Annotated in this window: 17 protein-coding genes; 7 read left to right on the forward strand and 10 right to left on the reverse strand. The window is 48.6% G+C overall.

The features are described from left to right. The first annotated feature begins 41 nt into the window (after positions 1–41). Positions 42–1,052, forward strand: a complete 1,011-nt coding sequence (locus tag AC1S5B_RS13275) for a patatin-like phospholipase family protein (RefSeq protein ID WP_482036147.1) — start codon at positions 42–44, stop codon at positions 1,050–1,052. Between the two features lie 53 nt (positions 1,053–1,105). Here AC1S5B_RS13275 and larB read toward each other — a convergent pair whose 3' ends face one another. Next, positions 1,106–1,906: a nickel pincer cofactor biosynthesis protein LarB gene (larB, locus tag AC1S5B_RS13280; RefSeq protein ID WP_482036148.1), complete on the reverse strand. Its 801-nt coding sequence runs from the start codon at positions 1,904–1,906 to the stop codon at positions 1,106–1,108. A 263-nt stretch (positions 1,907–2,169) separates the two neighbouring features. Here larB and AC1S5B_RS13285 point away from each other — a divergent pair, with 263 nt between their 5' ends. From AC1S5B_RS13285 to AC1S5B_RS13300, 4 genes are all read left to right on the forward strand, one after another. After that, positions 2,170–3,765: a DEAD/DEAH box helicase gene (locus AC1S5B_RS13285; protein ID WP_482036149.1), complete on the forward strand. Its 1,596-nt coding sequence runs from the start codon at positions 2,170–2,172 to the stop codon at positions 3,763–3,765. Positions 3,766–4,151: 386 nt separating this feature from the next. Further along, a complete protein-coding gene (locus AC1S5B_RS13290; RefSeq protein ID WP_482036150.1) occupies positions 4,152–4,349 on the forward strand; it encodes a hypothetical protein in 198 nt (65 codons plus the stop codon). A gap of 483 nt (positions 4,350–4,832) precedes the next feature. Beyond that, positions 4,833–5,060: a hypothetical protein gene (locus AC1S5B_RS13295; protein WP_482036151.1), complete on the forward strand. Its 228-nt coding sequence runs from the start codon at positions 4,833–4,835 to the stop codon at positions 5,058–5,060. A gap of 130 nt (positions 5,061–5,190) precedes the next feature. Continuing rightward, positions 5,191–7,329, forward strand: a complete 2,139-nt coding sequence (locus AC1S5B_RS13300; protein WP_482036152.1) for a peptidase domain-containing ABC transporter — start codon at positions 5,191–5,193, stop codon at positions 7,327–7,329. Positions 7,330–7,439: 110 nt separating this feature from the next. On the opposite strand, the gene AC1S5B_RS13305 is transcribed toward AC1S5B_RS13300, so the two are convergent. The 7 genes from AC1S5B_RS13305 to AC1S5B_RS13335 all read right to left on the reverse strand — a co-directional run bounded on the left by AC1S5B_RS13305 (position 7,440) and on the right by AC1S5B_RS13335 (position 14,150). Next, entirely contained in the window at positions 7,440–7,760 is a 321-nt protein-coding gene (locus AC1S5B_RS13305) for a hypothetical protein (RefSeq protein ID WP_482036153.1), read from the reverse strand. 110 nt (positions 7,761–7,870) lie between these two features. Continuing rightward, on the reverse strand, positions 7,871–8,491 hold the full coding sequence (locus AC1S5B_RS13310) for a helix-turn-helix domain-containing protein (RefSeq protein WP_482036154.1): 621 nt from the start codon (positions 8,489–8,491) through the stop codon (positions 7,871–7,873). 677 nt (positions 8,492–9,168) lie between these two features. After that, a complete protein-coding gene (locus AC1S5B_RS13315) occupies positions 9,169–10,077 on the reverse strand; it encodes an RluA family pseudouridine synthase (protein ID WP_482036155.1) in 909 nt (302 codons plus the stop codon). Between the two features lie 11 nt (positions 10,078–10,088). Continuing rightward, a complete protein-coding gene (locus tag AC1S5B_RS13320) occupies positions 10,089–11,129 on the reverse strand; it encodes a C39 family peptidase (RefSeq protein WP_482036156.1) in 1,041 nt (346 codons plus the stop codon). A gap of 124 nt (positions 11,130–11,253) precedes the next feature. Next, positions 11,254–12,804: a circadian clock protein KaiC gene (gene kaiC, locus AC1S5B_RS13325; protein WP_482036157.1), complete on the reverse strand. Its 1,551-nt coding sequence runs from the start codon at positions 12,802–12,804 to the stop codon at positions 11,254–11,256. Positions 12,805–12,894: 90 nt separating this feature from the next. Continuing rightward, the gene (gene kaiB / locus AC1S5B_RS13330) at positions 12,895–13,215 is read right to left on the reverse strand and encodes a circadian clock protein KaiB (protein ID WP_482036158.1); all 321 of its coding nucleotides are present in this window, start codon (positions 13,213–13,215) and stop codon (positions 12,895–12,897) included. A 44-nt stretch (positions 13,216–13,259) separates the two neighbouring features. Beyond that, positions 13,260–14,150, reverse strand: coding sequence for a circadian clock protein KaiA (locus AC1S5B_RS13335; protein WP_482036159.1), 891 nt, complete (start codon positions 14,148–14,150; stop codon positions 13,260–13,262). Between the two features lie 505 nt (positions 14,151–14,655). Between AC1S5B_RS13335 and AC1S5B_RS13340 the strand changes: the two genes are divergently transcribed. Both AC1S5B_RS13340 and AC1S5B_RS13345 read left to right on the forward strand, forming a co-directional pair. Then, positions 14,656–18,159: an ATP-binding response regulator gene (locus tag AC1S5B_RS13340; protein WP_482036160.1), complete on the forward strand. Its 3,504-nt coding sequence runs from the start codon at positions 14,656–14,658 to the stop codon at positions 18,157–18,159. A gap of 160 nt (positions 18,160–18,319) precedes the next feature. Further along, positions 18,320–18,841 (forward strand): DUF4330 domain-containing protein, encoded by a 522-nt coding sequence (locus tag AC1S5B_RS13345; protein ID WP_482036161.1) that lies wholly within the window; start codon positions 18,320–18,322, stop codon positions 18,839–18,841. A gap of 14 nt (positions 18,842–18,855) precedes the next feature. On the opposite strand, the gene AC1S5B_RS13350 is transcribed toward AC1S5B_RS13345, so the two are convergent. Continuing rightward, positions 18,856–19,752 (reverse strand): alpha/beta fold hydrolase, encoded by an 897-nt coding sequence (locus tag AC1S5B_RS13350; protein ID WP_482036162.1) that lies wholly within the window; start codon positions 19,750–19,752, stop codon positions 18,856–18,858. Between the two features lie 10 nt (positions 19,753–19,762). Beyond that, positions 19,763–20,086, reverse strand: a complete 324-nt coding sequence (locus AC1S5B_RS13355; RefSeq protein WP_171573727.1) for a phasin family protein — start codon at positions 20,084–20,086, stop codon at positions 19,763–19,765. Positions 20,087–20,256: the final 170 nt, after the last annotated feature.

Genomic DNA, 20,256 nt, shown 5'->3' on the forward strand with positions numbered 1-20,256 from the left:
TACTAAAGTGCCCAACTATATTGCGTTTCAGGTGCTAAAACATGATAGACACTGCAAAAAAATTAGACGCACCCAAAAAAATTGATGCCGTGTTTGAAGGCGGCGGAGTTAAAGGGATTGGCTTAGTCGGCGCATTTTCAGTACTTGAAGCAGAAGGTTATACGCTAGAAAATTTGGCAGGCACTTCAGCCGGGGCGATCGTCACCGCGCTGATTGCCGCCGGCTACAACGCCGCAGAACTCAAACAGATTTTAGATGCCCAAGACTTTACCAAATTTATGGATAAAGGCTGGGAAGACGAAATTCCCTTAATTGGCTCAATGCTTAGCTTAATCACCGAGAAAGGCATTTACGAAGGCAATTTTTTTGAAAACTGGCTGCGGGAGTTACTAGCAAAAAAAGGGGTTCGTACTTTTGGCGATCTGGTCATGCCAAAAAACAAAGATAATCCCCGCTATCGCTATAAACTACAGGTGATTGCCAGCGATTTGACCCGTGGCAGAATGCTCGTGCTGCCGAGAGACATCCAACATTACGGCGTGAATCCTGATGATTTAGAAGTGGCAGCCGCCGTGCGGATGAGTATGAGCTTGCCCTTCTTCTTTGAACCCGTGCAGTTGAAAGATAAAGTGGGTGCCACTAACTACATTGTGGATGGCGGTGTGTTGAGCAATTACCCGGTGTGGCTGTTTGATACCGGAGAGGCAGACCCAGCATGGCCCACTTTTGGAGTGCGACTGGTCGATCCCGATCAAGATAAACCCCATGTGATTAAGGGACCCGTTTCGATGTTAAAGGCAATGTTTTCCACAATGATGGAAGCTCACGATGCCCGTTACATCAATACAGAAAGCTTTGTCCGCACAATTCCTATTCCAACCATGGGCATTCAAACCACCCAGTTTCAACTCACATCATCCGAGAAAACAGCGCTTTATGAGGCAGGTCAAGCCTCTGCACAGAAATTTTTGGAAACCTGGGATTTTGAGCAATATAAGCAAGAGTTTCGCGCCCAGATTCCACCCTCTAGAACCGAAGAAGTGTGGACGTAGAAGCGAATAGGTCAAGATATTTTGCCACAGACCATAGATTAGCGCGTGGTAGGCTAACGGGCGATCGCGTTTTTACTAAGCCGTTCTGCGGTTCGCAAAATTTTTCCGGCTAACATCGCGGCTCCAAACCCGTTGTCGATGTTAACGACACCGACCCCCGCCGCGCAGGAGTTGAGCATGGCGAGCAGAGCGGCTAACCCGTTGAAACTGGCTCCATAGCCAATGCTGGTGGGCACGGCAATCACCGGGCAATCGGCTAAGCCTGCAACCACGCTGGGCAAGGCTCCTTCCATGCCTGCCACCACGATCAACACATCGGCATCGACGATCGCGTCTCGCTGGTTCAGCAACCGATGAATTCCGGCAACGCCCACATCCCACAGGCGTTTTACCTGAAAGCCACAGAGTTCTGCGGTAATCGCGGCTTCTTCGGCAACAGGTAAATCCGAGGTGCCCGCCGAGAGAATGCTGATTAAACCCGGATAAGCAGGCGTTGAGTCCTGCGAATTGGGTTCTTGATGCAAAGTGCAGATTCGCGCTGTGGGATAGTAGTGCAGTTCTGGGATGTGCGATCGCAGTTGCTCATAAACATCCGGTTCAATCCGAGTTGCCATGACCACGGGCGTGTTTTGCCGCATCACTTCCATAATCTTGGCGATTTGCTCTGGCGTTTTGCCCAATCCCCAAATCACTTCAGGAAAGCCAGTCCGCAGGGTACGGTGATGATCAATATGGGCAAAGTCACCCACTGGCTCGTAGTTGAAATACTTGAGCTTATCAAGGGCACTATCGGGGGCAATTTCCCCTTGGGCAACAGCGTTGAGTAAATGGCGAATCGCTTCAGGTTGAGTCACAGATAATAGAAATAGAAAACGTCTGTTTCTACTGTATCTAAGCGGAAGTGAAAGAGTGCAGGATATGGGTATGAAGGACTGAGTATTATTATGATCTCTAAGGTAATTGCAAAGAGCTACATATTGACAACTTTTTTATTCAAGTCAGCGTAATTTATTCTACAAAGCGAATCTGGAACAGATAGACTAGCGAAGAGCGATCGCCCATCGTTTCAGTTCAGTCAGGCGATCGCGATTGCTTGCTGTTTAGCATAACGCCGTTGATGTCATCCGTTTCCACTGCCAAAACGCCCAATTTACCTACCCTGCGCCCTTATCAGCTTAAGGTTGTCAAAGAGGTTTATGAAAAGCTGAGCGAAGGATATCGGCGGGTGGCGATCGTCGCAGGCACCGGAGCCGGAAAAACCGTGATTGCCGGACAAATTTGTGCCCACACCCGTGCTAGAGGCTTTCGGCTTCTGTTCTTAGTCCATTTGGATGTGTTGGTTGGGCAAACCTACGATAAAATGCGTGACTTTGGGCTGGAATGTGGCTTTATCAAAGCAGGCTGGAAGGAAGACCCCACCGCGCCGATTCAGATTGCCAGTGTCCAAACCATGTTGAAGCGCACCTGGTGGCAAACCTGGCACGCCGACGTAATTTTGTATGACGAAGGACACACCACGATTTTTAGTCAGGTGGGGCAGCAGTTGCTCTATGAAACTCATCGCAAATCAGTTCATTTAGCGCTGACGGCAACTCCCTATCGATTGGGAAAAGAGCAATTGGGCGATCACATGGAAACCCTGGTAGCTTCTCCCATTCCCTCCGAACTTCAGCGGATGGGCTTTCTGGCACCGATGAAGTATTACGGAATGCCTGACCCGATCAACTTGGCTGGCGTGCGGACGATCGCCGGAGATTTTGATGAGCGAGATCTGAAATATGCCTGCGATCGCCCCGAACTCGTGGAGCGCGTGGTCAAAGAATGGCATCGTCTCACCCCTGATCGCCGCACGATCGCTTTTTGTGTCGATGTGGAACACGCTCAACACGTCGCCGCCGCCTTTCGCGCCGCCCACATTCCCGCCGATACCGTAGACGGCAACACGCCGATCAAACAGCGACACAAACTCTATCAAAGTCTGCGAGATGGCAGCCTGACCGTGTTGACCTCCTGTAACGTCATCAGCATCGGCTTTGATGAACCCAGCGTCGAAGTTGGGCTACTGCTGCGCCCGACTCAATCTCGCGCCTTGCACCAGCAGCAAATCGGTCGCGTCATGCGAATCTCACCCAAAACCGGAAAAACCCACGGCATCATTTTGGATCAGGCAGGGAACCTTCAGCGGTTGGGCTTCCCCGAAGACATCTATGACTATCGCTTGCCCACCAGCACGGAACCCGATGAACCCGGCGTTGCTCCCAAAAAGCAATGTCCTGCCTGTAGCCGCATTGTCTGGGCATCGGTAATGGTTTGTCCAGACTGTGGACATTGCTGGCTAGAACGAGAAGAAACGATCGAAACCAGTGAATTAGTAGAAGTGGTGAATGAATCGCGGGAACTATTGGAGTTGAGCGATCGCGCCGAGTTAATCGCCTTCTTCCATCGCTTACGACAAAAGTGTTTCCGGGAAGGACTAGCTCCCGATTTTGCATTGCGATTGTTTTATGACAAACATGGGATAACACCAGAAGATGCCTGGTGCCTAAACTCCACCTTTGGCAACTATGCCACCGTGGATGAGCAACGGCTTTACCAACGCTATTTGGTCAGCATTGCCAGCCGCAAAGGGAAATCGAGATCGTGGATGCTAAGCGAATTTCAAAAAGAATTTGGCGCTGGCGATTGGCAAAACTTGTTTCCGCGATCGCGCTAAACCTGCGATCTTTGGGCAGAAGATGTAAATGTGAAAATATAAATGTAATGAATCAGAACTTGCTCAAGCAAATACTATCTACCTTGGATAGCAATGCAGATGAATATAACTTAGCCCTTGCTGTCATCGCTGGCATGGAAGCACGTAGTATTAACGGTGAATATACCTTAGAGCGTTTTAAGTTTAATTCTGGCTGGCGACTTAGAAGATTGTTCTTTTTCTGAGAAGGAGCGATCGCGCTTGTTAAAAATGCTGACACATCTATCGCAAAATCCGGATAACAGCCATTTCTTCAGAAGACAAAAATAGACTTCGCAAATTAAACCCTTAATCCGGATAGTTTTAATTGCGTTTTTCTAATCCAATTCACCGATAAGGAGTCTGTTATGAAGACTGTTGTTGAACAAAAACCTCTGTTTGAAACGCTTTCCGCCGAAGAAGCTGCGAATGTGAATGGGGCTTGCTGGTATTACTCCAGCCCTTGCGTCAATCCCTGCTGGTCTTCCGGTAGCTGGAGTGGCGGTCAATCTTCTGGCTCCTCAGTGACTCAAACGACGAACGTTAACATTGTGATTGACGACTAATCAGTATTCCAGTACTACTGGCAGACTAGCTCAGTTACAAGCTGATTCTCTTGACGATTGTAATCAGTGCGATCGCAGTTGATCAAACCAGTTAACGCTGGCGGAAGCACCCACTTGACTGATGGGTGCTTTTTCATGATGCAAAGAATTACTAATCATCGGCATTTCCATGCGGACAACACAGCACTGTTTTCCTTAAGATTTCTTAAGAAGATGACCCTGATATCCGGATACCAACAGCAGTTCCAGAAGGTTTAACTAGTTTCGCAGCATGTCTCCATCGATCAGGACAGATTTTGAAATTGTGCATGATTTCATTTCACCTATCCTACTTTCGAGCTTAATCATGCTGCCCTGACGACCGTTCAGTCAATTCTGTTCCGTTCAGCCTCTTTATAACTTGTTCAATCGTTCGTGCGGCGGTGCGTCAAACCGTTTCCCAACAATGGGTCAATTTATTCAATGACTAAGGAGACAACAAAAATGGCTCAGCAAAATGATCTGTTCACACCCCTTTCCACAGACGCAGCGGCAACGGTGCAAGGGGGCTGGGGCTGCCGTCGTAGTCACAGACCCTTCTATTACTACAGCAGACCCATCTATTCCCGTCCTAGCAATAGCTGGGGGTATGGGTATGGCGGGTGGTCTGGCAATGGTTCTAGCAGTGCTGTGACCCAAACTGTAAATGTGAATGTGCTGTATAACGATTAGTTAAAAGCGAGTACTGATCCAAAAACACCTGCGTTAACTCGTGGGTGTTTTTTGCGGATCAAGGGTTTGAGGCTGGGAAGAGAACTCAATTAAGTTCTTTCTATAGCCCTTTGTTTGTGAAGCGATCGAAATGAAGTACGCGGTTTTTCTCCAACATAATGAGGCAGATTGCGGGGCGGCGTGTTTGGGGGCGATCGCCAAGCATTATGGACAATCCCATAGCCTCAACCGTCTGCGGGAAGCGGTGGGCACGGGACAACAGGGCACGACGCTGTTGGGGTTGCAGCGTGGGGCAGATGCGCTGGGGTTTAATGCGCGATCGGTGAAGGCATCGCCAGAAATCTTGCAGCGGTTAAATGAAGCGCCCCTGCCTGCTGTGATTCATTGGCAGGGTAACCATTGGGTGGTGTTTTATGGCAAATGGCGACAGCAGTATGTGGTGGCTGATCCGGCGATTGGGTTGCGCTATTTGAGTGAGCAAGAGTTTTGCCAGGGTTGGATGGATTGGGTGATGTTGTTGCTGGAACCCGATGTGGCGCGGTTCTCGACGGAAGGGGGTGGCGATCGCCCTAGTACCCTGCATCAACTGGGTAAGCGCTTGTGGAGTTCGCGATCGCTACTTGCCCAAGTGCTGGTGTTAAACCTGATTTTGGGATTGCTATCGATCGCCCTACCATTTTTGATCCAGGTCTTAACAGATGATGTGCTGGTGCGCGGCGATCTGAAGCTATTGAATGTAGTGGCGATCGCGGTTGTTCTTCTGAGCCTGTTTAGCAGCGGCATCGGCTTAGTTCAATCCAACCTAACTGCATACTTTGCCCAGCGACTAGAACTGGGGCTAATTTTAGAATTTGGTCGCGCCATCCTCAACTTGCCGCTCACCTATTATGAAACCCACCGCAGCGGCGAAGTGGTCAGCCGCTTACAGGATATTCAAGCGCTCAACCAATTGGTGGCGCAAGTAGTCATTGGACTGCCCAGTCAGATATTTATCGCGCTGGTGTCCCTTGGTTTTATGACCCTGCTAAATGTCAAACTGGCGATCGCCGCCGTTCTGGTGGCTTTTTTGATGACCCTCTCCACTATCCTGTTTTTGCCGACCTTGCAGCAAAAAACTCGAAACCTGCTGATTTTGGATGCTGAAAATCAGGGCGTGTTAGTTGAAACCTTCAAAGGGTCGCTGACGCTGAAAACCACTGCCGCCACACCCCAATTTTGGGAAGAGTTGCAAACGCGCTTTGGACGGCTGGCAACCTTGAGCTTTCGCACCAACCAAATCGCTATTGCTAATACGCAATTTTCGGGGCTAGTTTCCAGCATTGGCGGCGTGGCATTGCTCTGGTTTGGCAGCACCTTGGTAATTAGCAAAGAGTTAAGTATTGGTCAACTGTTGGCATTTAGCAGCCTCAACAGCAACTTTACAGGGTTGATCAGTACGTCGATTCGGTTTGTGGATGAGTTTGCCCGCGTTCGCACGGCAACGGAGCGCCTAACGGAAGTGATTGACCACACTTCGGAATTGGAGAGTCAGACGAGTAAGCCTACAGTTGAAATTTCCAGCAGCGTGAATATTCACTGCGACCAGATTTCGTTTCACTATCCGGGTCGTGTGGAATTGCTCAATTCATTTTCGGTGCAAATTCCCGGTGGAAAGGCGATCGCCCTCATGGGAAAATCAGGCTGCGGCAAAAGCACGTTGGCAAAATTGCTGGCGGGTCTCTATCCGTTGCAGTCTGGCACGATTCGCATGGGTGCTTATAACTTGGCAGATCTGGCGCTGGAGTGTGTGCGGCGGCAAGTGGTGTTAGTGCCGCAAGAGTCACATTTGTGGAGCCGTTCCATTTTAGAAAACTTTCAGCTTGGCAATCCAGGAGTCTCATTTGAGGCGATCGTCCAAGCGTGCCAACTGACTGGAGCCGATGAGTTTATCAGGCGGTTGCCAGACAGCTATCAAACTGTGCTGGGAGAATTTGGTGCTAATCTTTCAGGCGGGCAGCGGCAGCGGTTGGCGATCGCCCGTGCGATTCTGTTCAATCCGCCCATTTTGATTCTGGATGAATCCACCGCCAGCCTTGATCCCGAAGCAGAAGCTCAAATTCTCGATCGCTTACTCACCCAACGACACGGAAAAACAACGATTCTAATCAGCCATCGTGATAGTGTAGTCAGCCGCTCCGATTGGGTGATTTTGCTGGATCAGGGCAAAGTGATGCGGGAAGGAAGCTCTGAGCAATTACGATCTCAACTGACTCTTTACTTCAATGCTTAAAAACTTTCAGCCCCTCAAAGGCTTTGACATCCCGTTTTCTGGCAATTCCAAATTCTCAACAAATAGGAATCCGGCTTCAAGATCTCGCTACAACTACTTTTTGATGCCTTTTATGCCCACTCGTCGTCTTCAGCAGACAGCGATCGCTGCACGTTGGGAAATCGGTAGAAGGTGTTTCCGTTGCCATCCACATCAGGCAAAACTGAAAGTGCTTTTGCTTGGGTTTCTAAATAAAGTTTGGCGGGTTCTGCATCGACTCTAGCAGTAGCAGCCAGTTGAATCAGCGTAATTGCGCCGCCATGAGTTTCTAGCAAATAGTAAAATGCATCTCGCAGGCGACGTTCCTGCTGAAGAGTACGCGCCAAATTTATTAACGAGAAACCAATCAGCCCAGCGACTCCAACGAGTAGCGACCACTCCAGAGCTACCATACTCAGTGTTTTTAATCTTAAACAACTGTAGAAATCCTACTCCCTAAACCTACCCTGAATCTGGCTTGGGTTAGATGAGAGAGCAGGCGAAGCAATGAAAAGGGCGATCGCTAAGCCTCTTGCGTAAAAGCACCATAATAAATAATCGCCAGAAACCGAATCGGCAATGCAATCAGCGTTTCAGGTCCGTGGGGAATATCACCCCGAAACGTCAGTGAATCTCCTGGCTCTAACAAGTAGATGGATTGCCCGTGCCGATATTCCAACACGCCTTCTAGCATATGGATGAATTCAATGCCCGAATGCTCAAAGGTCGGAAACACTTCAGACGCATCATCCATGCTGATCAAAAACGGTTCAAACAGCTTCATAGGACCTTGATCATAGGCAAGCAAGTGATAGGTGTGCCCCCGTTTGGTGCCGCGCCGCACGACTTCCATCCCTTCACCTTGCTTCACCAGTTGCGCCCCGCCTTGAGGAGAATTGTAATGACGAAACAGGGTTGCCATAGACACGCCTAAAGCAGTAGCGATTTTAACCAACGTTTCCAGACTGGTTGCCGTTTGAGCATTTTCAATTTTGGATAGCATTCCACGGGAAATCCCCGTTTGTTCAGCAACTTCGGCGATCGTCAGGCGATGTTTTTTTCGCAGGTCGCGAATCGTATTGCCTAAATAGCGACTGAGTTGGCTATTGTCGGCGTTAAGAGGGGAGTCTGAAACAGCGGTCATGATTCCTGGGTGCAAGAGGTGCTTTGATTATAGAAACGAAAAAGCCTGAGAACCTGCAAAACTCACCGATTTTAGCTGTGAGATGTCGCAAGAGTTCTCACGAAACTGTTAAGCCTCAGAGTTATCCTTGATGGGCTTAGGAGCCTATCAATACCCGATGTGCAACTAAAGTCAGCCCACCCTGCGGGAAGCAATTTACATCCCCCAGCCCCTTGTATCTTGAGAATAGAGAGATAGACCGTAAACCCTTGGATGCAAGACATCGTGGAGAAGCTAAGCAGAGTTAAAGATTAACCTTTACCCAAAAACTAGGGCAGGGTGTGATGGGAAAAGCAAACAATGGATTGGGATAGATGAATGTAAGCGATGGATGGGCATCTACGAGCGGAAGATAAAAGCTTTCGAGTCAGCAACAATGCAAGTGGAATTGAGCAATTGTTGACTCATAAGTCCTGTTCGTATTAGGCAGAAATTTTCCACATATCATCCCAATTCAGGTGGATAGATAGACGATTTCCGTACATTACCCCAAATTGAGTAAATAGCCAGATTTCCTCCGCATAGTATGCCGTTTCAGTTGGATAGCCGGAATTTTTCCGTATAATTTCCAGATTGCGTCTGAGCGATAATCATCTTCCTGAATTTTAACTTCTTGTTCAAGTTGATTTGAGGGGCTGTCAGCACAGTTCCGCCGGGGGCGCGCACCTGAAGCGAAGCAAAGCTTCTGTTGAAGGATGGATGAAACCAAGTTGATAGGCGTGGAGATGATAGCCACAATCACCCGGCACAGGACAGTGTTCAGCTTCATTGCTGGACTGCAATAAGGGAATACCGCCCACAATATAGAGCGGATCGCCGAGCAGGGGAAAGCCAGCCGCCGCGAGATGAATCCGAATTTGATGCGATCGCCCGGTCAAAATAGTGACTTCTAACAAAGTGCTGCTAGGTTTGCGCTTGAGGACTTGAACCTCGCTGTGGGAAAACAAGCCATCCGGTGAGGCACCGTAGATGTAGCCCAAAACAGGATGGGGAAGCTTACCGATCGCCTGCTTAATACTGAACTGATCCGGCATCTCACCCGCCCCCACCAACGCCCGATAAACCTTGTGGATTTGCCGTTTTCGCATTTGCTGGCTGAGGTGGGCTTTTGCCAAGGGCGATCGCGCCAACAATACCAATCCCGATGTGCCGCGTCCCAGACGATGGATTGGCACGGGCGTATCTTTTGGGTAGCGCTGATGCAACTGACCCAACAGCGTATGGTCTAAAAAGCCACCACCCGGCAACACAGGCAATCCCGCAGGCTTGGCGATGACCAGCAAATCTTCATCTTCATGCAGCACTTCAAACTCTAGCGGCACGTCTGGCTCTTGCCACGGGGGGCGATGATAGGTTAACCATTGCCCCGATTGCAATCGTGTTTCTGGCGCGATCGCTTGATTGTCTAACAGCACTTGCCCCGCTATAATTCGGGCTTGCCATTCATCCCGGCTAGAGTGGCGATAGTTCTCGGTGTAGTAGTCTAACGCCGTCATTCCAGTATTTGTTCGCTTGATCTGCTCTCGATAAATCCAGCCTTGGTTCATAGCAATTTTTTTTAGACTTTAGAGAGGCGATGAATCCAAAGGTAATTTTCGCCTTCTGGAGAGCATTTTGCTTGAATTAAGGCATTAGAGTAATACAGGTTTTGCCCAGACCGATCATTACGATAGCCGGAGGATGTCCATTCACCATAGGGATCGTTGACGAAAAATCCATTCTGGTCGTAACCGCGTACTACAACAATGTGCCCAAAAGTGGTGAAATAGCCATGGATGATGCAAGGACGACCCTCCGCGATCGCTTTGCGAATATCCGACTGGCGACCGCGTATTGTAAAGTCATTCTTTAAGCCATAGTTGCGCGACATCGTGGCTAAATCATCGCCATCCCAGCGGCTCAACCCTGTATTAGTCATGTATTGATATAGCTCATCTTCCAGTTGCCCCACTCCCGTGTTGCCCTTGATTTGAAAGTAAGTCATCACCATGGCAAATGCAGTGACGTTGCAAGCTCCAGTGGGGTTCAAGGCATTATCTAACTGGCTTTTGTAGGGAACATTTAACTGTTTGGTTGGCGGAATGCCTCCTGGTTCGGGTTCCGGTTGAGGAATGGGGACAACTTTTTGCTGCGTGTTAATAAATTCAAAGTCTGGAGTGTAGACATACCAAGTGTTGCGGGGTGGATTGCCTAAAGCATCCCACAGTAAAGAGAGCTTGTAATGATTGTTGGGTGCGGTCGCCCATGACTGAAGATTGAAAATTCTGCTAGGGGCGATCGATACCTTATCCTGTGCCGGTAGCTGTGCAGAACTAGCAGTGGATTGCTTAAACACCGTGTTACGCGTAATTTTGAGGCTGGGAGGTTGAATTAGTTGAATGTGGGGAACGTGGGCATACCAGGTATTGCGAGGCGGTTTACCTAAGAATTCTCCCATCAAGGCAATCTTCAAATAGCTTCTATCTACCGCTTTCCAAGAATGAATATTCAAGACTCTACCCGCAGCAACCGATACTTTATCTTCTGGCGGTAGTTGGATTGCATCCTCAGTAGTTTGCTTAAAAACGGTATCTTGAACAACCTTAAGCTGTATAGCCATACGCTTTATCCTAAATTTTGGTCTCTTGCTTAACCAGTTCGACTGAGGAGAGATCGCGCACGATTACGGACTGAAAAAATGATTTCTGCCCCCGTTTAATTAGATCATGCAATTACACTAAATACTATTCTTCTTCCCGCTGTACGGCGCGAATAATTCGGGATAGCTCGGTTTTTTCATCCACAGAAATTCGGGTCGGTGAGCCGCTGATGATCCGTTCAAAGTTGCGGAATGAGTCTTTAATTTCGGGTCCGCGATCGCTAATGATGTATTCCCGAATGCCTTTGTCATGCCAAGAACCGCGCATTTTAAACACGTTGATGGCGCGAGACATTTCGCCTCGGATTTCTACATATTGCAGCATCAAAATAGTGTCGGTGATGGTAGAAATGTGAGAGTCGGTGATGGAGTTTGACCCCATAAATTGGTCAGTGGTATTGGTAAAAAAGCCAGTGATTTCTTCTTGCTTGGCAAACCCAGTTACGCCAATCACAAACTGACGAAATGCGTTGTTGCTGACTCCACGAGCGATCGCCGATAGAGAATCGATCGCAATTCGAGCAGGCTTAAAATCTGCAATCTCCTGCTTAATTGTTTGCAAATGATCTTCCAACCCTGCCGACTCTGGATAGGCACAGAGAATTTTCAGTAAGCCCTGCTGCTCCAACTCCTCAAAATCAATTCCCCAAGAATAGGCATTCCGCGATAGCTGAGCACGCGACTCCTCATAGGCAAACAAGATCGCCCGCTCCCCTCTCACGCAGCTTTCTTCCAAAAACTTGCTAACCAGCATGGTTTTACCCGTGCCCGTTGCACCCGTCGCCAGAATAATCGAATCTTTGAAATAGCCGCCGCCGCACATTTCATCTAGAGTTTTTACGCCAGACGACACGCGCACATTCGACGATCGCTGGGTCAACCGCATCGCGCCCAAGGGAAAAATATTGATTCCCTGCCGCGTCATCGTAAACGGATATTCACCCTTCATATGGGTCGTGCCGCGCAGCTTCAAAATTTCGATCGTGCGGCGGCGGCGTTCACCCTCCAGCACATTTCGCAAAATCACCACATTATCCGAGACAAATTCTTCTACGCCAAACCGGGCAACCTGCCCATACTCATCCACTCGTTCTGTGGTCATGATCGTGGTCACGCCCACTTGCTTCAGTCGTGCCACAATCCGAAAAATTTCTCGCCGCACCACCGAGGCGGCATCATATTGTTGAAATACTGCGGTAACGGAATCAATCGAGACGCGCTTCGCTTTGTATTTACGAATGGCATATTGAATCCGCTCGATTAATGCCGAAAGGTCAAAATTGCCCACCACATCCTGCCCATCGGGATCGGGGGAGGCATCCAAAATAAACAGCTTGCCTTCATCGACAAATTTCTGGAGATCCCAGCCAAAGCTAGAGGCGTTCTTGATAATATCGGCGGGAGACTCTTCAAAGGTGACAAAGACACCCGGCTCATCAAAATCAACAATGCCGTTCCGCAAAAATTGGACGGCGAGAAGCGTTTTTCCCGTGCCAGAAGTGCCGCTGACGAGAGTAGTTCTGCCAACGGGCAAACCGCCATGGCTAATATCGTCAAACCCCTCAACCATGGTGCGGATTTTGTCAACCCCGGCTGCGGTGATGTCGCTCCTACTGTGTTGATTCAATTCATTCATAGTGATTTTTGAATTGACCTGCTAATTGCGCTTCGTTCGTTACACCGCTTGTATCACAAAAGTTACCCACAAATCTTGTCTGTGTCTTGGTTAGCATTCCTCGTTGTCAGTTTCTTCTTCTCGGAGTTCGTCATAAAGTAAATCTAGCCCGATCAACACTTTTTCGCGATCGGATAGATCTCCAATGATCTTGCGAACAGGCGGCGGCAAAATTTTTGCGAGGGTTGGGGTCGCCAGGATCTTATCTTCTTCAGCTAGCTGCGGATTTTTCAACACGTCAATTACCTTAAGCGCATACACCCCCTTAAACTCTTCGTCCAGAATATTGTTGAGGGTTTTTAGCGCTCGAATCGAGTTGGGCGTGTTGCCTGCAACATATAGTTTGAGAACATAGGTTTTCTTCAGTGGCATAAGCTTGAGTGGGGTGCTGTCAAAAAGGGTGAGAGCGCGATCGCCTAGGGTTCTCGCGGAATTGAGCGGCGATACATCTCGCACAAGTGGGCAATGATATCAATGAGTGTCAGCCGATAATCTAAGAGAATTTCTTCGCTGCGCCCTTCTAATTTTAATTGCTTAGAGATTTCGTCGATTAATTCCATATGAATTTCAACGATTTGGGGCACTGACATATCGGCAAAAAAGGACGTGTTGATAAAGTCGTCAATCTGCTGATTTAGCGTATCATCGTTTGTGAAATAGCACAGGATGATGTCTCGATAGTCGGCTTTGAGCGTTTCTAATAGTTCCTGCTGTTGAGTATGAGATAGGCGACGAAAGAAGTTTTGGGGATTGCGTTTGTAATATACGCCCAAATATCCCAGTCGTTCTTTGAGTTTATCGGTGAGGCGACGCTGCTGGAGCATGAAAAGAGTTTGGGTGGCGGCATCGATCGCGACTCCTGCCTCTGCTGAATGATCGATGCGGCAGTTGGGTGAAAGATGAATAAATCGGGCGATCGCTTGCTCTGCTACATCATCGGTTAGGACAAATTGGGCGGGGGTCGTGTGGAATTCAGCGGTGTGATAGGTAAAGGGCGATCGCCCAGAAGCATCATGCTCATGAGCAAACTCATGATTAGATGGCATTCCATCCAGCCCGGTATGTAAAATCACAGCGGGTAAGACAATCCCCTGACCATGCAACCAGTTGACTAAGTGGGGTAGCGCTAAACCATTTTGGAGAATCAGGCAATCAAGCTGCTGTTTTTCTTGCTCAATGGACTCGCAAAATTGGTCACTGGCAGTGTGAAGGGCAACATGATAGCGATCGCGATTTAACGCATCTAAAAGAGGTTGGGCTGCAAAATCAGGCTCAAGAAATAGACCAATGAAGAGAGGAGAAGACAAAGTTTTCAGAAAATTAACAGTACTTAAGAGTGAGAAAAATTCCGTCTAGTCAGTCATCTATAGGGAGAGCGATGGCTAGATTGCCTGCCAAATGGTTCTTTCAGTCACAACTTTAATTAATTATAATTGTCTGCCTGTTCTACTCAATCCGCCCCCATAATGAGTACTGAAGTTTAAAGAACACATCCGTGTTTGTTATTCTCCATCAAATTTTGCGGATTATGCCCTATCAAACCATTGCGTTGATCCTGCCAGAAGCAAGCTACATCCTAACTCTCACCCAGGGAAAAGGGGATAGGGCTAAGAGCCACTCCTCTTGACTCCGGGTGAGCGGGGTTGGTGGCAGAGACACAAGGATTGAGCATTAAGCATCCGAATACCTAGTTTTAACAACCCATTTTTTTGACAGACTATTTTCACAGATAGCGCACCATTAAAAAGCTTATAAAACCTGGAGAGTGATTGAGTACAGCAAGATTTACCTTTCTTCACAGCAAAATTGATCATGCTTCTGCCTAATATCTGCTTGAGTGAGTTGGTGTATGTCGTTCCGGTTTTTCCAAATACAGTAACGATTCAAGCAGCTCTAACAGCGCTAAGCCGCAGCCAATGCGCTCGCTTGATCATTTTAGATTCGCAGCAGCAGCCTGTTGGAGTGGTCAAACTAGAGTGTTTGCTCCCCCAATTGCTGATGTCGTCTGAAAGTCCTGCGTCCCTTTCTCCCCTTGCCTTGCCACCGATAGTGACTGCACCGATTACCGCGATCGCCCCCTCGGTGATCGAGCCAATAATTCTGGTGCCTGCCGAGTGGCAACTCTCCCAACTAATGATGCGGGTGCAGCTTCCCGATTCAGAAGCGATCGCCCTCATTGACAGCGCCGGGGAAGTTATAGGGCTTTTGGATACCGAACAAGTCCTTCAGCTACTCACTGAAAGTCCGATCGCCCCTGATTCAATCGAATCCACCTCTGACTCCTGTTTACCTGATTCATATTTGCCTGCCTGCTTATCTACAGAAGTGCCCCAAGAAAGCCAAACAAGCGCCTATTCAAGCCAGCAGCAGCGCCAAATCATTCAGCTTACTCAGCAGTTGCTTGCTCAACGTGCCGAGCTAGAACAGCGCATTAAAACTCAGCAAGGTGAAATTAATCAACTGCGGCAGCAAAATCAATCTATAAGCTCAACGCCAGCCCCACTCAGTCCCCAGGTGGTAGCGCCACTCTCTCAAACTGCCTTATTTAACTCGTTGTTGGCACTATTAGAACGCCTACCCCTGCCACTCATGTTGCAAACAAACAGCGGCACGGTGCTAGCCCAAAACTCCATTTGGCGGAGTCAAGTGGGTGATTTGCTAGATCCAGCATGGATTCGCCAAGAAGCGTCTCATTTATTAGGGGAACCGGGTGCAGCACCAACTCCATCTGAACCCAACCTGTGTTACTTGGGAACTTCTCCGGATAGTTGTGTATGCTCCTGTCCCTTGAAAGATGGGCAAGAGCGCATATTGCAGTTTATCAAAATTCCGCTTTGTACCCTGCTGCCAGATTGGAACTTAGACTGGTCAAATCCCTTATCTCAAGCAGTCCCAGCGGTTTTACCCCAAGCAGGTTCGTCTCAGATTGGCTCGTTTCGGTTGGCAAACCTGACGGCTGATGCCAAGTCCGGTAGTCCGGTCGTCGCTGAATTTCAGGATGGCACTCTATCCCAGTTTGCTCCTCAAAATAGTTTGGCAGAGCCATTTCAGACCGCGATCGCAGCAGGAACCGAAACCCTGTGGCTAGTGCAAGCCCAAGATGTCACTGAACAAAAGCAGCTAGCTCACGAGCTTACTGCAAAAAATGCAGATCTGATCCAACTAAATCGGATTAAAGATGAGTTTTTAGCCTGCATTAGCCATGAGCTAAAAACTCCGCTTACTGCTGTTTTGGGCTTGTCAAGCTTGCTTAAAGATCAGACCTTAGGCGACCTGAATCCGCGACAGGTGCGGTACGCCCAACTGATATATCAAAGCAGCCGCCACTTAATGACCGTGGTGAACGACATTCTAGATTTAACGCGAATTGAAACCGGGCAATTACAACTATTATTTGCCCCTGTTCAGATCTCTACGGTGTGTGCCCAAGCGTTTGAGCAAGCAAAGCAACTGCGACTCTTAGAAAACAAATTGGAAGAGCCGCCAACCGACGAGCAGCTAACGGCGCAATTTTCATTGGAGATTACTCCGGGACTGGATATCCTGGTTGCCGATGAACTGCGGCTCCGCCAAATGATGATGCATCTCCTGTCGAACGCGCTCAAGTTTACTGACCCAAACAAGCCCATTGGTTTAAAGGTGAATCGGTGGGGTGGCTGGATTGCGTTTACGGTTTGGGATCAAGGCATTGGCATCCCAGCAGAAAAGCAGCACTTAATCTTTCAAAAGTTTCAGCAGCTTGAAAACCCGTTGACGCGCCAGTTTGAAGGAGCGGGGTTGGGGCTAGTCTTAACGCGACGCTTGGCTCGATTGCATGGCGGTGATGTCACCTTTTTGTCTAAAGAAAACGAAGGTAGCCAATTTACCGTTTTGTTGCCGCCGTTGCCACCCAATAAAGCGCCTTTTGCCTATCAGGATGAGGCAAAAAATAGCAATGCGTTGACGGCCGAATCGGGGGAATGGTTGGGGGGACGATCGCCCATTTATCTGCCACAGGATCGCTTGAGGGCAGAGATGCAGCCGGGAGGAAGTAGTTGTCGCCGCGATCGCTTAGTTCTGATGGTGGAAGCGGTGCCGCAGTCCATCGAAACGTTATCCAACCAGCTAGTAGGGTTAGGCTACCGGGTTGTAATTGCCCGCTCTGGCACAGAAGCGTTAGAAAAAGCGCGGCGCTTGCAGCCCTGCATTATTTTTCTGAACCCATTACTCCCCTTGCTATCGGGCTGGGATGTGCTGACGTTGCTCAAGTCCAACGCAGAAACCCAACATCTTCCAGTGGTGGTCATGGCAACAACGGTTGAAGAAGCAAAAGCCTACCGCTGTCATGCGAACGGGTTTATGAATTTGCCAGTTCAAACAAAGGTGTTAGAACAAACCTTAAAAACCCTATTGATTGAAACAGAAGACCCGATTTTTCGCGATCGCCCCATCGCCAACCTAACGATTTTACGGCTGTATTCAGATGCGCCCAGCGATCGCGGCTTAACTCCTTTAGCAGGGTTGGAGCATTTGCTTCAATCCCATCGCTATCGCATTTTAGAATCGGATGATCTAGAGCAAGCTGAACTGTTAGCGCGGGTATGGAAGCCTCACGTCGTCTTATTAGAGGGTTCTTTGCTGTCGCCAACTTCCTATCTAGAACAACTTAGTCATTGCCCCTCCTTGTCTGCCTTGCCGTTAGTCACCCTTGATGCTGCCGTCACTCAAGCCGCGAGTCAAATTCCTGGCTTGCTCGTGTTCCCATACCTAGCATCCCCTAGCACTACGCTTTCTGAGGAGGTCGTCCCAGCAACACTGCTGCAAGTTCTTCAGATTGCTGCGAGTTCAGTCTGGCAACCGTCAATTTTAGCGGTGAATATTTCCACGGTGCTAGGATCGGCTGATCTTGCCGCTGCGCCTACTCATGAACCCCTAGAAGCCTTTTCCCAGTCTCCAAAACAAGTGGAGTGGCTGCACGCGTTAACTCAGTACCTCCAAACCGCAGGATTACGCAGCGAAATCAAGCAGTCTTGGCAAGAAGTTATCCAGCAAATTCAGGCTCAAAGGATCGATTTATTATTAATTTGCTGGACGAGTGATGCACCTCAATCGGACGCGATCGCGTTGCTCTCATCTCTAGCCTCTTTAGACCAACTGCCCCCCATTCTCATCCTAGATCATCGCTCCCATCAAGCCTCCACCCCTCTCGATCCCCTCCCGAACCAGATCACTCAGCTTGCCACACGAGTCCTTGTGGCACCCACCAACATGACAGATTTATTGAAAGAAATTCATTGGACAATTGACCAAGGGCGATCGCGCAGCATCTCTACATAAAACATGGCGAATGGCGAAAGAAGAGTGCTAAGTCATGCTACCCTGTCACAGGGTTGCTGAGGATCTTGTGACATTAAAATGCTAGGGTAGCTTCTACATTGTCGGTCAGCTAAAAGATCTGTTTCAAAGCGCCCACATCATCAGTTTAAGGAGCCGTTTTATGGCGATCGTAGATTCTAAAGGTCGGCTATTTGGCAAGGTTAGTATTCTGGATTTGGGAGCCGCGCTGGTTATTCTGCTCGTGCTATTCGGCATCTTTGTATTTCCAGGCGCATCTGGTTCTGTGGCTCAGGTGAACGTCCCGACTAAGCCCGTTGAAATTGAAGTGGTGGTTCGCGTTGCCGGACAAAATGCTGAAACGTTATTTAAGCCAGGGGCAAAAACTAGCATCATCATTCGCAATCAACCCTCTGGCGAGATCACAGTAAAACAGGTGAAAGAACTGCCAGATAATATATTTATTCCTCAGCCGGACGGTAAAGTGCAAGTGATCCCTGATCCTAGACCCGAATCAAAACTGAGTCGGAATTTGCTGTTAACCCTTCAAGGCAATGCTCAGGTCACCGAGAAGGGTCTGGTGTTGGGCAACAACAAGATCAAAATTGGTGCCCCGATTGAGTTAGAAGGGATTAACTATAGTTTCACGAATCTGAATGTGCGTGATATTCGGATGCAGGGTTAGAGCGCTGAATAGGTTCACGAGTCTAGCGTTGACAGAAAGCGTCGAATGAGGGCGATCGCGATCGCGGGTAGCTCCAAATGAGGCGTTAAACCACAATCATCGAGCATTTGAAACTGTTTAACGGCTTCTGGGTTCAAAGATGCGAGGCGTTGCCCAACTTCCGCTTCTGTAAACTGAGATTCTTTTCCCCACATAATTGCGGTTGGCACCTGAAGTTGGGGCATATACAGCGCTAAATCGAAGCTGAGATCGCCTCGAACAAATGAAAGGGCAGCGTAGTCTGCATTGGGCTGTTGGGAAGATGCAAGATAGGCTTCCACAATTTCAGGGTAAACTCGCTCTGGGCGGGCAAATTGTCGCTCTTCTAAAAAGTTGCGGATGCCGCTAGAGGTAGCGATGCCGACGTTATAAAGTAGGCGATCAATAATGGGGGTTTTGACGAGTTGGATAAAAAAGTTATTCGTGTAATCTTTGCCAAAATCAGACAATCCGGTAGGAGTGGTCAGAATTAAGGATTTAAATAAATCGGGACGGGCGATCGCGGCTCGAATCGTCAACGCTGCCGTTAGCGACGATGCCACAACCGATACAGGCTCAGGGCATATTTGTTCTAAAAATTCGATAATTGTAGAAATATAGTCTTCCGCTAGATAATTTCGCTCTGGATGCTGCGATCGCCCCCAACCTATTAAATCGGGAGCCAGAATGTGATGATCCAATGCAAACGCTGGGTAGACTTTCGACCATTCATAGGCAGAAGAACCCCCACCAAAGCCATGTAAAAAAACTAAGGTCGGCACCGTTTCTTCTGGGGGAACCGTTCCTGGAAAACTAGCATCAGCCGTGTAATACGCCATTCTGCCAAGCTTGGTTGAAACAGAACGCTGGCAAAAACCGGGTGGAATGATCATGAATGCCTCCTTAACGCCAAAGGCGGTTTTCTAGGTCACGAATTTGGCGCTCAAGTCGATCAATCCGACCGCGTAGTTCATCCATTTCCGACTGACGAGGAACTCCGATATCTTGCAAAACATTCCGAAGTTGCCGCTGCATTTGGGTTTCAAGGTTGCCTTGCTCACTTTTAAGCGTCTGCAACAAATCATCCATCACTTCTTTTGCTTGGTCAGGGTTCAGTTTGCCATCTTTGACAAGATCATCGCTAACTTCGCGGATCTTATCTGCCACTAAAGAGGTTGTGCCTACTCCTAGCATTAGAATCTGGGTGAGCCAATTGTTATTGTCCATGCTGCTTTCCTGCAATCGGATGGATTGGAAAAAGGGCGATCTCTGAGCTTAAATTTCACCACTGGTTTAAGGTGAGCTACTCAATCCGACCGCTTCTATGAATACTCCTTTATTCTGTCAGATTCCTACTCATTCTGAAGGCTGGAGTTTAGACTTATCAGCTAACCGCT

It is taken from the genome of Leptolyngbya sp. CALU 1928 (assembly GCF_056784215.1).